The sequence below is a fragment of the Halomonas sp. 5021 genome (genome assembly GCF_036663435.1).
GTDB classification, from domain to species: domain Bacteria; phylum Pseudomonadota; class Gammaproteobacteria; order Pseudomonadales; family Halomonadaceae; genus Vreelandella; species Vreelandella janggokensis.
Genome location: NZ_JAXOVU010000005.1, coordinates 225128 through 240656 on the forward strand (window position 1 = coordinate 225128; position 15529 = coordinate 240656).

General features: G+C 57.9%; 16 protein-coding genes and 4 tRNA genes. 8 read left to right on the forward strand and 12 right to left on the reverse strand.

Annotated elements, in window-relative coordinates:
- The first annotated feature begins 4 nt into the window (after positions 1 to 4).
- Positions 5 to 1189 carry a 2-methylaconitate cis-trans isomerase PrpF gene (gene prpF / locus R3F64_RS10960; protein ID WP_332611418.1) on the forward strand — a complete coding sequence of 395 codons (1185 nt, stop codon included), beginning with the start codon at positions 5 to 7 and terminating at the stop codon, positions 1187 to 1189.
- 11 nt (positions 1190 to 1200) lie between these two features.
- Positions 1201 to 2691 (forward strand): bifunctional 2-methylcitrate dehydratase/aconitate hydratase, encoded by a 1491-nt coding sequence (locus tag R3F64_RS10965; protein WP_332611420.1) that lies wholly within the window; start codon positions 1201 to 1203, stop codon positions 2689 to 2691.
- A 54-nt stretch (positions 2692 to 2745) separates the two neighbouring features.
- On the opposite strand, the gene R3F64_RS10970 is transcribed toward R3F64_RS10965, so the two are convergent.
- The gene (locus R3F64_RS10970; protein ID WP_085917471.1) at positions 2746 to 3030 is read right to left on the reverse strand and encodes a ComEA family DNA-binding protein; all 285 of its coding nucleotides are present in this window, start codon (positions 3028 to 3030) and stop codon (positions 2746 to 2748) included.
- A 220-nt stretch (positions 3031 to 3250) separates the two neighbouring features.
- On the opposite strand from R3F64_RS10970, the gene pyrF reads away from it, so the two are divergent.
- A complete protein-coding gene (gene pyrF / locus R3F64_RS10975) occupies positions 3251 to 3949 on the forward strand; it encodes an orotidine-5'-phosphate decarboxylase (RefSeq protein WP_199285082.1) in 699 nt (232 codons plus the stop codon).
- A gap of 12 nt (positions 3950 to 3961) precedes the next feature.
- On the opposite strand, the gene lapB is transcribed toward pyrF, so the two are convergent.
- The 3 genes from lapB to R3F64_RS10990 all read right to left on the reverse strand — a co-directional run bounded on the left by lapB (position 3962) and on the right by R3F64_RS10990 (position 5890).
- Positions 3962 to 5161 carry a lipopolysaccharide assembly protein LapB gene (gene lapB / locus R3F64_RS10980; RefSeq protein WP_309782796.1) on the reverse strand — a complete coding sequence of 400 codons (1200 nt, stop codon included), beginning with the start codon at positions 5159 to 5161 and terminating at the stop codon, positions 3962 to 3964.
- A complete protein-coding gene (locus R3F64_RS10985) occupies positions 5162 to 5467 on the reverse strand; it encodes a lipopolysaccharide assembly protein LapA domain-containing protein (RefSeq protein WP_085917474.1) in 306 nt (101 codons plus the stop codon).
- A gap of 126 nt (positions 5468 to 5593) precedes the next feature.
- Positions 5594 to 5890, reverse strand: coding sequence for an integration host factor subunit beta (locus R3F64_RS10990; RefSeq protein WP_085917475.1), 297 nt, complete (start codon positions 5888 to 5890; stop codon positions 5594 to 5596).
- Positions 5891 to 6096: 206 nt separating this feature from the next.
- On the opposite strand from R3F64_RS10990, the gene R3F64_RS10995 reads away from it, so the two are divergent.
- Complete coding sequence (locus R3F64_RS10995) at positions 6097 to 6390, forward strand: FAD assembly factor SdhE (protein WP_085917476.1); 294 nt, start codon at positions 6097 to 6099, stop codon at positions 6388 to 6390.
- Positions 6350 to 6748, forward strand: coding sequence for a hypothetical protein (locus tag R3F64_RS11000; RefSeq protein ID WP_139839339.1), 399 nt, complete (start codon positions 6350 to 6352; stop codon positions 6746 to 6748). Before R3F64_RS10995 ends, R3F64_RS11000 begins: the two co-directional genes overlap by 41 nt.
- A gap of 20 nt (positions 6749 to 6768) precedes the next feature.
- Here R3F64_RS11000 and nadB read toward each other — a convergent pair whose 3' ends face one another.
- From nadB to uvrY, 7 genes are all read right to left on the reverse strand, one after another.
- Positions 6769 to 8349 (reverse strand): L-aspartate oxidase, encoded by a 1581-nt coding sequence (gene nadB, locus R3F64_RS11005; RefSeq protein ID WP_332611427.1) that lies wholly within the window; start codon positions 8347 to 8349, stop codon positions 6769 to 6771.
- Between the two features lie 198 nt (positions 8350 to 8547).
- Positions 8548 to 8634 (reverse strand) — tRNA-Leu (locus R3F64_RS11010).
- Positions 8635 to 8667: 33 nt separating this feature from the next.
- Positions 8668 to 8741 (reverse strand) — tRNA-Cys (locus R3F64_RS11015).
- A gap of 88 nt (positions 8742 to 8829) precedes the next feature.
- Positions 8830 to 8904, reverse strand: a tRNA-Gly gene (locus R3F64_RS11020).
- A gap of 76 nt (positions 8905 to 8980) precedes the next feature.
- Complete coding sequence (pgsA, locus tag R3F64_RS11025; protein WP_085917479.1) at positions 8981 to 9529, reverse strand: CDP-diacylglycerol--glycerol-3-phosphate 3-phosphatidyltransferase; 549 nt, start codon at positions 9527 to 9529, stop codon at positions 8981 to 8983.
- A 96-nt stretch (positions 9530 to 9625) separates the two neighbouring features.
- A complete protein-coding gene (gene uvrC / locus R3F64_RS11030) occupies positions 9626 to 11440 on the reverse strand; it encodes an excinuclease ABC subunit UvrC (protein WP_309782797.1) in 1815 nt (604 codons plus the stop codon).
- Between the two features lie 47 nt (positions 11441 to 11487).
- Positions 11488 to 12138, reverse strand: a complete 651-nt coding sequence (gene uvrY, locus R3F64_RS11035) for a UvrY/SirA/GacA family response regulator transcription factor (protein WP_085917481.1) — start codon at positions 12136 to 12138, stop codon at positions 11488 to 11490.
- A gap of 243 nt (positions 12139 to 12381) precedes the next feature.
- Between uvrY and R3F64_RS11040 the strand changes: the two genes are divergently transcribed.
- Positions 12382 to 12457 (forward strand) — tRNA-Ala (locus tag R3F64_RS11040).
- Positions 12458 to 12538: 81 nt separating this feature from the next.
- Here R3F64_RS11040 and argF read toward each other — a convergent pair.
- Positions 12539 to 13459 (reverse strand): ornithine carbamoyltransferase, encoded by a 921-nt coding sequence (gene argF, locus R3F64_RS11045; protein WP_332611429.1) that lies wholly within the window; start codon positions 13457 to 13459, stop codon positions 12539 to 12541.
- A 222-nt stretch (positions 13460 to 13681) separates the two neighbouring features.
- Between argF and grxD the strand changes: the two genes are divergently transcribed.
- Both grxD and dnaX read left to right on the forward strand, forming a co-directional pair.
- On the forward strand, positions 13682 to 14032 hold the full coding sequence (grxD, locus tag R3F64_RS11050) for a Grx4 family monothiol glutaredoxin (RefSeq protein WP_199285085.1): 351 nt from the start codon (positions 13682 to 13684) through the stop codon (positions 14030 to 14032).
- Positions 14033 to 14140: 108 nt separating this feature from the next.
- On the forward strand, positions 14141 to 15529 hold a 1389-nt coding region (dnaX, locus tag R3F64_RS11055; RefSeq protein ID WP_332611431.1), incomplete at its 3' end, for a DNA polymerase III subunit gamma/tau.

Consider the following 15529-nt stretch of genomic DNA (forward strand, 5'->3'; position numbering starts at 1 on the left):
CGTAATGCCCTACGGCCCTCAACTCAAAATTCCCGCCACCTATATGCGTGGCGGGACCAGCAAGGGTGTGTTTTTTAAACTCGACGACTTGCCCGACGCCGCCCGGCAGCCTGGCGAGGCGCGCGACAAGCTGCTGTTACGGGTAATAGGTAGCCCAGATCCCTACGAGAAACAAATCGACGGCATGGGCGCCGCGACGTCCAGCACCAGTAAAACGGTAATTCTGTCGAAAAGTGAATCGCCCGAGCACGATGTGGATTATCTGTTTGGTCAGGTCGCAATCGACAAACCGTTTGTCGATTGGAGCGGGAACTGCGGCAATCTTTCGGCGGCGGTCGGCCCTTTTGCGATTACCCACGGTCTCGTTGACCCCGGACGCATTCCTGAAAACGGCGTGGTCGAGGTGCGTATCTGGCAGGTCAATATCCAGAAAACGATCGTGTCGCGGGTGCCGATGGCCAACGGAGAGGTACAGGAAACCGGCGACTTTGAGCTCGATGGCGTCACCTTTCCCGCTGCCGAGATTCCGGTGGCCTTTATGGATCCAGCCGACGGCGAAGGGGCTATTTTCCCCACCGGCAATCTTGTCGATGATCTGGAGGTGCCAGGGGTAGGCACGCTCAAAGCCACCATGATCAACGCTGGTATTCCCACGGTGTTTATTAACGCCGCCGACATCGGGTATGCCGGTACTGAGCTTCAACAGGCGATCAATGGCGATAGCCAAGCGCTTTCGATGTTTGAAACCATCCGAGCCCATGGTGCCGTCCGTATGGGGTTGATGAAACACGTGGATGAAGCGGCCAACCGGCAGCACACGCCTAAAGTGGCGTTTGTTGCACCACCTGCGGGGTATACGGCGTCGAGCGGCAAAATGATTGACGCCTGTGATGTCGACCTGCTGGTGCGTGCGCTCTCCATGGGTAAACTCCACCATGCCATGATGGGCACCGCCGCTGTCGCGATCGCCTCGGCGGCCGCGATTAAAGGCACCCTGGTCAACGCGGCGGCGGGAGGCGGCGAACGTGATGCGGTCACCTTCGGCCACCCCTCGGGCAGTTTGCGGGTGGGGGCTCAGGCAAGCCTGGTGGACGGACGCTGGCAAATAGACAAAGCTGTCATGAGCCGCAGCGCACGCGTATTGATGGAAGGAACCGTGCGCGTTCCGAGTGATACGCTGAACCAGTAGGGGAATAAGACATGCATACCACCGCCGATGTGAATGATCGTCCGGACTATGACCCTGAGTTGCAAACGCTGGCCGACTACGTTCTCAACTTTCGTGCCCCCTCCGAGGAAGCGCTGACGACGGCGCGCTACTGTTTGATGGATACGCTGGGCTGTGGGTTGTTGGCGTTGCGTTTCCCTGCGTGTACCAAACACCTTGGCCCGTTGGTCGAGGGGACGACACTGCCGCATGGCGCTCGCGTACCCGGCACATCGCTGCGACTGGATCCGGTCAAGGCGGCCTGGGACATCGGTGCGATGGTGCGCTGGCTCGATTACAACGATACATGGCTCGCCGCTGAGTGGGGACACCCCTCTGATAACCTGGGCGCGATTCTTGCCGTTGCCGACCATCTTTCCCAGAAGCGAGTGGCCGAAGGCGCTGCACCTTTGGTGATGGCGGACGTCCTGCACGCCATGGTCATGGCCCATGAGATCCAGGGGGTGCTGGCGCTGGAAAACAGTTTCAACCGGGTGGGGCTGGACCATGTGGTACTGGTTAAAGTGGCCTCCACCGCCGTTGTCGCGAAACTGATGGGCGCCGACCGTGAGCAGATGCTGTCGGCGCTTTCCCATGCCTGGGTCGACGGACAGAGCTTGCGCACCTACCGGCACGCCCCGAATGCAGGTTCCCGCAAAAGTTGGGCGGCAGGCGATGCCACCTCACGCGGCGTGCGCCTCGCGGATATCGCCATGCGCGGTGAAATGGGTATTCCCAGTGCCTTGAGCGCGCCTCAATGGGGGTTTTACGACATCGCCTTCAGTCATAGTAATAAAGACCTCCGTCTTAAGCCTGACGGCGAGCGTCGACTTCGCTTCCAGCGCACGTTGGGTTGCTACGTGATGGAAAATATTCTCTTCAAGGTGGCATTTCCCGCTGAGTTCCACGCCCAGACGGCCTGTGAAGCGGCGGTGGCATTACATCCGCAGGTTAAAGATCGCTTATCGTCTATCGAGCGCGTTGTGATCACGACCCATGAGGCGGCTATCCGGATTATTTCCAAAACCGGCCAGCTCGCCAACCCCGCTGACCGCGATCACTGCCTGCAGTACATGGTGGCCGTCCCGCTGATACAGGGGACATTAACCGCGGATCACTATGAAGATGACTTCCATGCCACACACCCGCTGATTGATCAGCTACGCGAAAAGATGGAAGTGGAAGAGGACCCTGATTATTCAAGCGCTTATCTGGACCCCGAAAAGCGTTCGATTGCCAATGCCGTGCAGGTGTTTTTCGATGATGGCACAGCCACTGAAAAGGTCGCCGTGGAGTACCCGCTGGGTCATCGGCGGCGACGGGACGAGGGTATGCCGTTGTTACTTGACAAATTTCATCGCCACCTTGCCACGCGGTTCCCGGCACATCGGTGCGAGCAGATCATGCGGGTATGCGAGGATCATGCAGCGCTTGCATCCATGCCGGTTAACCGCTTTATGGCGCTATGGGAGATGACACCCTAAACGACGAACCGCCCGATTCACTAGCGTAATCGGGCGGCGTTTAGTGTTGTCATGTTAGTCTTCAACGCTGACCTGATCGCGCATACGGTCAACCGTTGCCGGTCCAATACCGCTGACGCGGGTAAGGTCATCGGCACTTTCGAAGTCGCCGTTTGCTTCACGCTCTTCAATGATAGCTTCGGCTCGGCTGGGGCCGATACCCGGTAGCTCATCGAGTAATTCGGGGTCGGCGCTGTTGACGTTGATCGGGGCAATGTCCTGGGCCACCCCGTTGCTTGCAACCCCAATGCCGATGCTGAAGAGTAATGCGGCGAATAATCCTTTCAGTGATAGCTTCATCCTAAGCCCCTTTAATAGTGGTTTCAGTCCTAATGGCGGTTATCAGTCCTATTGTGAGCGGGGAAGTCCCCGCTCTTTCACCTTAACTGGATTCCGGAGCGATGCTGTCGGAAATTAGCGATACGTTATGTAAGATTTTTGCTATACACGCATGGCAAAAGGCTTACATGGCGAGCGAAAGGGACTGATATAATGCGCCGAAACACTTGGGGAGCTTGGTATGGCTGTCACTGAATCACCGCTGATTATCGCACTTGATTACCCATCACTGGACGCGGCGCTATGCATGGCGGATCAGTTGGATCCGTCCTGGTGTCGGCTGAAGGTCGGTAAAGAGCTATTTACCCGCAGCGGCCCGGCCGTCCTTGAAGCGTTGCACGGGCGTGGCTTCGATGTGTTCCTGGACCTCAAGTTCCATGACATTCCCAACACGGTGGCCAGCGCCGTAGAGGCGGCAGCAGAGCAGGGGGTGTGGATGGTCAACCTTCACGCCAGCGGCGGTCGGGCAATGATGGAAGCCGCCGCAACGCGCCTGGCGCAACAGCGCCTCACCACGCACCTGATCGCTGTGACGGTGCTGACCAGCATGCAGGACCGTGATCTGGTGGATGTCGGTATACCGTCATCGGTTAGCGACCAGGTGACGCGGCTGGCTCAGCTCGCCAAACAGAGTGGCTTGCACGGTGTTGTGTGTTCGGCTCAGGAATCGACTCAACTTGCATCGCTATGTGGTGACGAGTTCTTGAAAGTGACGCCAGGCATTCGACCTGCCTTCGCTGCGGCTAATGACCAGCAGCGGATCATGACGCCCAGGGACGCGATGCAGGCAGGTAGCACGCACTTGGTCGTCGGGCGGCCGGTTACCCAGGCAGAGCGTCCCATGGAGGCGTTGAAGGCTATCCAGCAAGAGCTGGAATAGGGAACGAAACCGTTATTCGCCTTCAACCCCGATAATCGGTTTGATAGTGCCCCAGTAACGGCAAGTGGGGCACTGCCATTGCAAGGCATCGCTGGTAAAGCCGCAGCGTTGGCAACGGTGGCGGGGGCGACCCTTCAGCAATGCTTCGGTATGATGCTTAAGCAGCACCAGCCGTGTGTCCGGTGCGTCTCTACCCTGAAGGCGCTGGCTCTCGATATACAGATCAACCAGGTAGTTGAGTCCCCGCAAGCTGGGGGCCTGGCCGAGAAGTTCGCCGGTGACGCCAATCGCGGCATCGACCCCATCCCGGTGATGGATAAGCTCACCCAGTTCGATGATTAAGCTGGTGTAGGGCACGATGGTAATCAGCTGGCGTAGATGGGCTTCAAGCCCGCCTTCATCGTTGTTGCGCAGATAGGCGCGCTTTAATGCGGGCAGCATGGTCGGAAGATGGGCGCTGTCTTGGTCAAGAATGCGCGTCAAGTAGCCGGTTGCCTGCGGATAATGACCATTTTCCATTTCAAGTCCGGCAAGCAACAGGTTGGCGCGGACGCAATGGGAGTCAAGCTGCAGGGCTTTTTTCAAATGGCGTTTGGCAAGTGCGCGGCTGGCATTGGCGGTCTCGAGTTCGGCCAGTTCGCATTGCCAGTGGGCCGCTGCTCGGCGGATATTGGGATGCTGCTTAACCAGCGGGGCGGCGGTATCCAAGGCGCCTTGCCAGTCTTTTTCGCGCTCTAGCAGATCGATCAACAGTCGCTTGGCAGGGTAGCGCAGCTCGCTGTCGTGGTCCTGGTCGAGTAGCGTTCTAAGCAGTCGCTGTGCCCGGTCATGGACACCCAGCGCTACAAAGTCACGCGCGAGTTCCAGTTGAACCTTCGCATTAGTGGCATCGGAGAGTGCCGGACGTGCCAGAAGATTTTGGTGAATGCTTACGGCTTTGTCGGCTTCGCCCCGCGAACGAAATAGTCGCCCCAGTGTGATGTGCGTCTCAACCGTATCGCTATTGACATCCAGTGCGTTGATAAAGGTATTGATGGCTTCGTCGGGCTGCTCGTTGAGCAGATAGTTGAGCCCGACAAAGTAATCCCGGGATAGACTACCGTGAGTAGATCCCGAGCGTTCGTTTGACCGCCGGGATGCCTTGCGAAAGCCGAGCCCGTAGCCAATCGCAATAGCGATGAATATAACGCCCAGCAGTGCGAAGTCCAGCATCTAAGCCAGTTCCTTAAACTCCTGCGTACGTAGCTGGTCAAGTTCCTTGCTTTGTTGTTTGTTCTGGCGTTCGCTACGAGCCAGTCTGGCTTTTAGACGTACATACACGCCGATCATGGCCAACATGCCAATAAGTACGCCGAACGTTAACGTTGCCAATAGCCAGACGGATAACGAGACGGCGGGTAGCTCCAGCCAAATCAGGTTCAACGCAATGGCTTGCTGGTTATTGACCGCAAACAAGATACCCACCAGTAGCACTACCAGCAAAATGATGGCCAGAATCAGCCCTTTTATCCAACGCATGAGAAGTTCCTAATCAGTAGCTTTCACGGTAGTGACATTGTGTACGAGTCGCCGCCCGACGTCATCCCAAAGAAGGCATGAATCCGCTTTTTAATGCCTGGCCAAGGACAATAACGCCCTGCTATATCAATACCCCAATGCACGGCTCGCATCGACCTGTTCGCGTAATTCCTTGCCCGGCTTGAAATGGGGAACGTGCTTCCCGTCAAGCTCGACGGGTTCGCCGGTTTTCGGGTTACGCCCGGTTCTTGGCTCGCGGTAGTGAAGTGAAAAACTCCCAAAACCACGAATTTCCACCCGCCCGCCACTGGCCAGTGCGTCGGTCATGTCGTCGAGAATAATCCGGACGGCGGTCTCGACTTCTTTGGCAGACAGCTCGGGCTGGTGCATGGCAATTTGTTCGATTAATTCAGATTTGGTCATCGGTTGGCTCCCTGCGGACGTTTAAGGTCGATCAATACGGCCTTTCTGTCACCTCATTCAGCATACTGCGCAATCGAAGATAAAACAATTTAGATAAAACAAGGTACTACAATCGATATTAGCATAGGCCAAGCGAGGCCCTGGCGCGACCCTGTGGCTTAGGTATACTGATCCCTCATTCCATTTTTTCCCAAGAGAGGCCAACGTTGAGCGACGACACATCCCCAGCCGCTATCGCCCGCAAGCGGCTTTATTGGCACTCACGTCGAGGTATGTGGGAGCTGGATTTACTGTTAATTCCCTTTTTGGAACAGCGTTACGACCAGTTGGAGGAGGGTGACCAGCTTGCTTTTCAACAACTGATTGAGGAAGAAGATCAAGATTTGTTTGTCTGGCTGATGCGCCGGGAATGGCCGGGCGACCCCGTCCTGCGCCGTGTTGTGAAGATGATCGTCGAGCATGCCGAAAGCACCGATAATTCTGCCTATCGCACGCTCTAGGCTATGGGGTGGGCTACACAGTGGCCTGCTGCTGGGGCTTGCTTTGATGTGCCTGGCCACTATGGGGTGGCTAACGGCCGCTATGGTGATAGGGGTGGGCGGGGGTTGCTTGTGGCGCAGCGTTCGCTGCCTGCCTCGCGGTACCCTTTATCTTCTGCCTCGGGCGGAAGGCCCTCTTGGCCGTTGGTTGCTGCCGCAAGGCGAGCTTGATGCGTCATTGGTCGTCAGCTGTGACTACCTGACGCCATGGCTGGTAGGCCTGAAGGTGGGCCAGCAGCGCGTCTGGCTGTGGCCTGATAGCGTTCCCCGGGAAGCGCACCGGGCGGTGCGCCGTTTGTTTCACTCTCCCGGTCGCTAAACGTTCCGTCCGACAGGTGTCTAGCCCTTGGGTAGATCCTTGAGCGTGAGCCGGGACGGCTGGCTGTGTTCAGCGTGCCCAGGCCAATCCATGGTGTAGTGCAAGCCTCTTGATTCATGCCGCTGCTGCGCCGCGGTGACCGTTAATCGTGCAAGGTTGATCAACTGCTGCAAACGCTGTGCCTCCACCGTCATCTGGCCATTACTCAGCTCGCCAAGTGCGGCGGCTATCTCAGTGAGGGCCTTGCTGGCAGAAGCGAGGCCAGCAGTGCTTCTCACAATGGCGACATGCTGGCTCATGGTGGCACGTAGCTGTTTGCGCAACGCTGCGATCTGGGTATCGATAAACGCATCGGCGCCGGGGAGCGACGGCAAGTTGACGTCGTATTGCCTTGTGACGGAGGCGGTCGCTTGAATGGCATGGGCGCAACTCCGGGCAAACACCAGGCACTCCAGCAGTGAGTTGCTGGCCATGCGGTTGGCCCCGTGCAGCCCCGTGCAGGCTGTTTCGCCGATGGCGAATAGTCCCGGCACGCCAGTGGCGCCGGTAAGGTCAGTGGCGACACCTCCGCAGCTGTAGTGCGCCGCGGGAACCACGGGAATAGGCTGTTGGGTGATGTCGATACCGCGCGATGCGCAGTGCGCTTGAATCGTCGGGAAGTGATGCTGTATAGCCTCTACACCTAAGTGGCGTATGTCCAGCCATACATGGGGTAGCGCCTGAGTCTGTATCTCGGCGTCGATGGCGCGCGCGACAACATCACGGGGGGCAAGCTCGGCTCTGGCGTCCAGTGCGGGCATAAAGCGCTTACCTGCTGCATTGAGCAGGTGACCGCCCTCGCCACGTACGGCTTCGCTAATCAGAAAGGCCGGGCCGTCCGGGTCGTACAGGCAAGTGGGATGAAACTGTTGAAACTCCAGGTTCATCAGGGTGGCACCGAGTTCTGCCGCCATGATCATGCCTTCGCCGCTGCTGGGGGCGGGGGTCGTGGTGTGCTGGTAGAGGCCGCTGGCCCCCCCGGTGGCGAGTACCGTGTGTTGTGCTGTCAGCGTATGCCACTGGTGTTGCTCGTCGAGTGCGTAAGCGCCCAGACATATCCCTTGATCATCTTGTATCAACCCCACCACGCTAAGGTTATGGTACTGCTGGATATTGGGATGTGCCGTGACGCGCTGTAACAGGGTGTCGACCACGGCGCGCCCGGTAGCATCGTCAGCGTGAATGATACGCCGTGCGTTATGCCCGCCTTCACGCGTCAAGTGAAAGGGATAACGTGCCTCGGCAGAGTGGTCGGGTGTAAAGGGCACGCCGCTATCAATCAGCCACGCAATGGCTTCCGGACCGTGCTCGACCGTGAAGCGCACCGCTTGCTCATCGCACAGGCCGTCACCGGCAATCAGTGTGTCGTTGACGTGGGCATCGACATGATCGTCGGGCGAAAGCACAGCGGCAATGCCGCCCTGTGCCCAGCGGCTGGCCCCCTTGTCGTCCTGAGCCGGTCGTATCAGCGCCACCCGGTGCGTTTCAGCAGCGGTCAAGGCAAGGGTTAAGCCGGCAACGCCGCCACCGATGATCAATATCTCTGAGGTGGGCGTCGTCATGGGGGCTCCTTAGCGGGCTTGTCCTGGGCTTTGAGTCAGCGGATCAGCGACGGCTGATAGCGTTTGGGGTGACGGCAGGCATCATAGCGCGGTGTCAGGCAGATGGCGATAACGCAGGCACTGGATTATTCGGCGCGGTTAACAGCAGCTAAATCAAAAAAGCCAGATCAGGCGATAACATCGGGGGGATTTCAGGAATGGTGCCCGGAGCCGGACTTGAACCGGCACGGGGTTGCCCCCGAGAGATTTTAAGTCTCTTGCGTCTACCAATTTCGCCATCCGGGCAGCGCAGCGATGGGAATCGGTGCACCGGAAAGATGGAGGCTGGAGTCGGAATCGAACCGGCGTACACGGAGTTGCAGTCCGCTGCATAACCACTCTGCCATCCAGCCTCGGTGAGTCGTTGGAGCGGGAAAGGTGATTCGACCGGGCTGGCGTTCCAGCTCACGACCCTCACTTGCTTTTCCACACAATCCAAGTTGGAGCGGGAAAGGAGATTCGAACTCCCGACCCTCGCCTTGGCAAGGCGATGCTCTACCGCTGAGCTATTCCCGCTCGACTCGAGGGCGAATTATACGCAACGCGTTTAGCTTGTCAATCAAACATTTCCGCTATCAGGTTGCGCGAATATCTACATTGAGCGACTGAGATGAGGCCAGGCGGATTTTAAGTACTGGATCATCGACCACAGCGTTAACATGGCCGCGGCGTAAAGAATGACCACGCCGATTTGCGCCAGCGGATGCGCAGGAGGGAAGGCAAGCAGCACCAGTATGGCGACCATCTGCAGTGTGGTTTTAAGCTTGCCGACCCAGGATACGGCGACCATGCCACGCTTGCCCATTTCCGCCATCCATTCGCGTAGTGCTGAAATGACAATTTCGCGCCCGATGATCACCAGGGCAGGGAGCGTAAGTAGCGCCGTATCAAAGCGCTCGATCAGCAGTGCCAGGGCGACGGCGACCATCAGCTTATCGGCGACAGGGTCAAGAAATGCCCCGAAAGGCGTGGACTGATCCCAGCGACGCGCCAGGTAGCCGTCAAGCCAGTCGGTGACGGACGCCAGGGCGAACATCCCGGCGGCGATGGGCATGCTCCAACTGAAAGGCAGGTAAAACAGCACCACCAGCAGGGGAATAAACGCGATTCTTGCGAGCGTGAGTATGTTGGGTATATTCATCGCGGAGTGCGATCCTTGCCGTGGAGTCATGGAAACAAAGGTGTATGGCGCTATTCTATCTGCCTTGGCCTATGGCATCCATGTCCACGATGGGTTTTATCCGTGGAGTGCGAGATAAATGCTCTCGGCCAGGGCTTCGCTGATACCTGGAACGCGGGCGAGTTCGGCGCGACTGGCTTTTTGCACACCTTGCAAACCACCAAAAAAACGCAGCAGTTCTCGTCGCCGTTTGGGGCCGACCTTGGGGATGTCCTGCAGTGTCGACGTGCGTCTTGCCTTGTCGCGTTGGGCACGGTGGCCTGCAATGGCAAAGCGGTGTGATTCGTCGCGAATATGTTGGATAAGGTGCAGCGCTGGAGAAGCGGGGTCGAGGGGTAATGGATGGTCTGGCGTGTCGAGAAACACGCTTTCAAGGCCGGCTTTTCGCGTGGTGCCTTTCGCTACACCCAGCAAGGTGATCGAGCTGATGTCCAGCGTGCTCAACACCTCGCGGGCCATGTTCAACTGTCCCTTGCCACCGTCGACAATTAAAATATCCGGCGCTATGGCTTCGCCGTTTTTCATCCGTTTGAGCCGCCGTGTTAGCGCCTGCTGCATGGCCGCATAGTCATCACCCGCCGCCACGCCCTCAATGCGGAAATGGCGATAATCGCCCTTGCGAGGCCCTTGCTGATCAAACACCACGCACGAAGCCACGGTGGCTTCACCATGACTGTGGCTGATATCGAAGCATTCCAATCGCTGGGGAGTTTCCTCAAGCCCAAGTGCTTGTTGCAGGGCGCTGAAACGCTCGCTCAGTTGGCTCTGGTTAGCGAGCTGGGAGGCCAGTTGCTGCTCGGCGTTGGTCATGGCCAGGTGCTGCCATTGGGCACGGTGGCCGCGTACCTGACTGGTAACCCGGATGCGCTTTCCGGCGTGCTGGGAGAGTGCATCAGACAATAACTGGGCATCTTCAAGCGGATGGCTGGTGATCACCTCGCTGGGAATATTATGCGGCTGTCCCAGGTAGTACTGGCTGACCACCTCGGTCAACAGCAGCTCCGGTGACAGGTCGAGATCGTTTTTGGGCATGTGATGGCGGGCGCCAAGCAAACGGCCATCGCGCACGCTCAGCACCGAGATACCCAGTGCCCCCGGGCGCTGGGCCAGGGCGAAAATATCGGCATTGCCGCTTTCGGTATCGACAAACTGGCGCTGCTGGAGCTGACGCAATTGCTGTATCTGGTCACGAAAGCGTGCGGCTTCTTCAAAATCCAGTGCCTGGCTTGCCGCCTCCATTGAGGCGGTCAACTCCTGGGTGACATGTTCGCTTTTGCCTTCCAGGCACATCACCGCGTGTTCAACGTCGCGCTGGTAATCTTCGGCCGAAATGTAGTCCACGCAGGGGGCGCTGCAGCGCTGGATCTGATACTGCAGGCATGGACGTGACCGGTGTGCGAAGACACTGTCTTCGCAGTTACGAATGCGGAAGATCTTTTGCATCAGGGCAAGGCTTTCCCGGACGGCGCCACTGCTGGGGTAAGGCCCGAGATAGCGTCCATCACCACGCCGTTGGCGCGCTCGCTTGTATTCAAGCGCAGGGTAGGGATGGCGGTCACTGACGAACACGAAAGGATATGACTTATCATCGCGCAGCAGGATGTTGTAGGGAGGCCGCAGTTCCTTGATCAGCGTCTGTTCGAGCAGCAGGGCTTCTGTTTCGCTACGTGTGACGGTGACCTGGACATCCGCAATGCGCCCCACCATGGCTTGGGTTTTAGCGTTGAGTTGGCCACGGAAGTAGCTTGCCAAGCGAGCTTTCAGTCGCTTCGCCTTGCCGACATAAAGGGTGTTGCCCTCTGTATCGAGCATGCGGTAAACGCCGGGAGACGTGCTTACCGTGCTTAAAAACTGTTTTGCATCAAAGGTCATAGTCAAGCGTTGCTGTCTTTATCGCCGCCCGCTGGTCAACGAGGAGATCAACTTTCTGCCTGATCAAACCCCTCGACCAAATTGTGGCGTAGCGCAAGGTGGGTCAGTTCCACGTCGGTGGCCACCTGAAGCTTTTCAAACAGTCGATAGCGGTAGGTGTTGACTGTCTTGGGGCTCAGGTGCAGGCGGTCAGAAATATCCTGAACCCGCTGGCAGTTAACAATCATCAGCGCTATTTGCAGTTCGCGGTGCGACAGGTGGGCGAATGGGCTGTCTTCAGTATGGAAGTGTAACATGGCCAGGCGCTGGGCAATCTCTTGGCTGATATAACGTCGCCCATGAAAAACGTCACGAATGGCGTTCACCATTTCAGTGGCGTTGGTGCCCTTGCTCAAGAACCCGGCGGCCCCTGCTTCGAGCATGCGTCGGGCGACGTTATCCTCTAAGTAGCCGGTAAGAATCAATACCTTGATGTCTGCCATGCCACGATGGATGCGGCGAGTGGCTTCCAGCCCACCTATGCCCGGCATGCGGATGTCCATCAGTACAATGTCGGGTCTCAACTGACGGCATTTGGAAACGGCGCTTTCACCGTCATCGGCCTCACCGACGATACGAATATCGGTTTCGTCGTTCAGTAGGTGGGCGATACTTGTTCTCACCAGATGGTGATCATCGGCAATTAAAACGTTGATCAAAGGACAAGCTCCTGCATTGAAGGGTCACATTTTGCATGCGGTGGATTCCAGAAGCTGGGTCGTTGTCGCTTGCGCCCATTAGTCGTTAAAAAGCAGGCTAACTATACGATGTGACCCTGTTATGTCCTATAGAGTGCCACAGCTGTTAGTAAAGGAGAATTAGTAAGCGGTGAAATGCGTAAAACCTTGACCAACGGCAATTGGCATCGTAGTATGCGCCTCGCTGCTGCAATGACAGCTTGTGGGGCCTTAGCTCAGCTGGGAGAGCGCAACACTGGCAGTGTTGAGGTCAGCGGTTCGATCCCGCTAGGCTCCACCATGAATATCCTAAAAACGCCCTATCGGCTCACCGATGGGGCGTTTTTTTTGGGCCTGTCGCAGGATGACAATAACCGAGCCGCTAAGAACTCACCTTGCCAAGTAGCAAGAACTCGATCAGCGCCTTCTGAGCATGGAGACGATTACCCGCTTCCTGCCAAACCACGGCGCGTGGGTCATCAAGTAGCGTGTGGCTGATTTCCTCGCCACGATGAGCGGGCAGGCAGTGCAAAAACAGTGCGTCAGGCTTGGCTTTATCAAGTAACGCCTCGGTGACCTGGAAGCCTGCGAAATCCGCTTCGCGCTTGGACTGTTCTTCTTCTTGCCCCATGGAGGCCCAGACATCCGTGGTGATCAGGTCGGCGCCGTCGGCGGCGGCTTGCGGGTCGTGCAGGAGCGTCACCTGATCGCCAGCAGCTGCCATGATGTCGGCTCGTGGTTCGTACCCCTTGGGGCAGCAAATACGCAGGTGAAAGTCGAACTGGCGCGCGGCGTTGATCCAGGAGTGGCACATGTTATTACCATCACCAACCCATACCGCCGTCCGTCCCTTGACACTGCCGCGAAGCTCGGTCCAGGTCATGACATCGGCGAGCAGCTGGCAGGGGTGGTAGTCATCGCTCAGCGCGTTGATGACCGGTACGCTGCTGGCGTTGGCGTAGGTTTCCAGGCCAGCGTGAGAAAAGGTGCGAATCATTACGGCATCGACCATTTCAGCAAGCACGCGGGCGGTGTCCTCAATGGGTTCGCCGCGTCCCAACTGCGTATCACGGGGAGAGAGAAACAGGGCGTGGCCGCCGAATTGCGCCATGGCCGTCTCGAACGAAACGCGTGTACGAGTCGATGATTTCTCGAAGATCATCGCCAGCGTGCGGTTAGGCAACGGCGTGTAGCGTGGCCCTTGCGCCTTCAGGTTGCTCTTGACCGTGATGGCACGCTGAATCAAATAGTTCAGTTCGTCGGGCGTTAAGTCCAGTAACGTCAGAAAATGGCGTGTCGCCATGAAGGTAGTCTCCGCGCAAAAACCCTATCCTAGCGATGCCCTGGGGGATGCGCAACGTGGTTGGCACGCGTAGAATGGCAGGCACCGCATAAGGTTGAGTAGTATGCTCGGGTATTAAAGTGCCATGCCTCAAGCATGCTGCATTATCCATCAATCGCCTTGAGGCTACCCGGCGGTGCGCCGTCGAATCGACCATCGAGGCCCATCTCTATAGGAGACTGTATGAGCACCACAGCCGACAATATTCAGCGTCAAATCAGTGAAAACCCGATCCTGATTTACATGAAAGGCACGCCTCAGCTGCCGCAATGTGGCTTCTCAGCCCAAACCGTGCAGGCACTGATGAGCTGTGGCGAGCGCTTTGCGTTCGTCAACGTGCTGGATAACCCGGATATTCGTGCCGAGCTGCCGAAAATTGCCAACTGGCCGACATTCCCGCAGCTGTGGGTTGAAGGTGAGCTGGTCGGTGGCTGCGATATCGTGATCGAGATGCATCAGAACGGCGAGCTGGAAACGCTGGTTAAAGAAGCAGGGCAGCGCGCCGCTGCCAATGAAAGCGGTGACAATGCCTAACGGGTTTGCCTGGCCCGTTGGGTAGACGGTTGGCGGGTCGTGGCGCAGTCGCTAGAATAACGTTTTATCTTGGCTCTGAAGCCACACCGCCCAAGGATGTCATGCTCAATGAGCTATCAGGTTCTGGCCCGTAAATGGCGGCCGCGTACTTTTCACGAGCTTGTGGGCCAGGCCCATGTGCAGCGTGCCTTGGTCAATGCCCTTGACCAGGGCCGCCTGCACCATGCGTACCTTTTTACCGGTACGAGGGGCGTGGGCAAGACCACGCTGGCACGAATACTGGCCAAATGCCTGAATTGCACCGCCAATGGTCGCGGCGATGAAGGGGTTACCTCAACCCCCTGTGGGCAGTGCGATAGCTGCCAGGCCATCGATGAAGGGCGTTTTGTCGACTTGATCGAGGTGGATGCCGCCTCGCGCACCAAGGTTGAAGACACCCGTGAACTGCTCGACAACGTTCAATACGCCCCGACCCAAGGGCGCTATAAGGTGTACCTCATTGATGAGGTGCATATGCTTTCGACAAGCAGTTTCAACGCGCTGCTGAAAACCCTTGAAGAGCCTCCCCCTCACGTCAAGTTCCTGCTGGCGACCACCGATCCGCAAAAGCTTCCCGCGACTGTGCTCTCGCGCTGCCTGCAATTCACGCTCAAGCACATGCCGCCGGAACGCGTGGTGACGCACCTGACGCATATACTGAACAGTGAAGGCGTCGCCTTTGACGAGAGTGCGCTTTGGCTGTTGGGTAAAGCGGCTGATGGCTCCATGCGCGATGCCATGAGTCTGACTGATCAGGCGATTGCCTTTGGTCAGGGTGCCGTCAGGCACGCGGATGTGGCGGCGATGCTGGGCACCCTGGACCACCGCCATGTGATTGCGCTGATAGAAGCCTTGGCAGAGGTTGACGTCGCCCGCTTGCTGGCGGAAGTCGGCCAGCTGGCTGAGCAAAGCCCTGATTTTGCCGCAGTGCTGGATGATGTTACCGGCGTGTTGCACCGCTTGGCCGTGGCGCAGATGGTGCCCGATGCGGTGGATAACAGCCACGGCGACCGGGACGTCATCCTGCAATTGGCATCGCGTTTCAGCGCCGAGGATATTCAGCTGTATTATCAAATCGGTATTCAGGGGCGTGGCGATATGCAACACGCCCCCGATTTGCGCAGTGCGCTGGAAATGACGCTGCTGAGAATGCTGGCATTCCGCCCACAGGGGGTGCCCAAACCGCCGACTACCAAACTGCCGCTTCAGCCTGAAGCGCCAGTCCAGCCCGAAGCGCCTGAAGAGGCGCCTGCCGGGGAGCGGTCAGAAGCAAAGCCAGAGGATTCGCCGCCTCCGGCTCCGGCGTCGGTCAACGATGAAGAGGCGTCAGTAGCGCCCCCTTGGGCGCTTGACGCCTCTCAAGATGAGCCAACGCTGACCTCAGAGCCAGAGCCAGAGCCAGAGCCAGAGCCAGAGCCAGAGCCAGAGCCAGAGCCAGAGCCAGAGCCAGAGCCAGAG

Coding starts and splice junctions, on each gene's coding strand:
- R3F64_RS10970 (WP_085917471.1), bottom strand. CDS start 3,030: ATGAAGCTATCACTGAAAGGATTATTCGCCGCATTACTCTTCAGCATC.
- grxD (WP_199285085.1), top strand. CDS start 13,682: ATGAGCACCACAGCCGACAATATTCAGCGTCAAATCAGTGAAAACCCG.
- pgsA (WP_085917479.1), bottom strand. CDS start 9,529: ATGAATATACCCAACATACTCACGCTCGCAAGAATCGCGTTTATTCCC.
- R3F64_RS10985 (WP_085917474.1), bottom strand. CDS start 5,467: ATGCGTTGGATAAAAGGGCTGATTCTGGCCATCATTTTGCTGGTAGTG.
- argF (WP_332611429.1), bottom strand. CDS start 13,459: ATGGCGACACGCCATTTTCTGACGTTACTGGACTTAACGCCCGACGAA.
- R3F64_RS10965 (WP_332611420.1), top strand. CDS start 1,201: ATGCATACCACCGCCGATGTGAATGATCGTCCGGACTATGACCCTGAG.
- uvrC (WP_309782797.1), bottom strand. CDS start 11,440: ATGACCTTTGATGCAAAACAGTTTTTAAGCACGGTAAGCACGTCTCCC.
- nadB (WP_332611427.1), bottom strand. CDS start 8,349: ATGACGACGCCCACCTCAGAGATATTGATCATCGGTGGCGGCGTTGCC.
- R3F64_RS10990 (WP_085917475.1), bottom strand. CDS start 5,890: ATGACCAAATCTGAATTAATCGAACAAATTGCCATGCACCAGCCCGAG.
- pyrF (WP_199285082.1), top strand. CDS start 3,251: ATGGCTGTCACTGAATCACCGCTGATTATCGCACTTGATTACCCATCA.
- R3F64_RS11000 (WP_139839339.1), top strand. CDS start 6,350: ATGCCGAAAGCACCGATAATTCTGCCTATCGCACGCTCTAGGCTATGG.
- prpF (WP_332611418.1), top strand. CDS start 5: ATGCCCTACGGCCCTCAACTCAAAATTCCCGCCACCTATATGCGTGGC.
- lapB (WP_309782796.1), bottom strand. CDS start 5,161: ATGCTGGACTTCGCACTGCTGGGCGTTATATTCATCGCTATTGCGATT.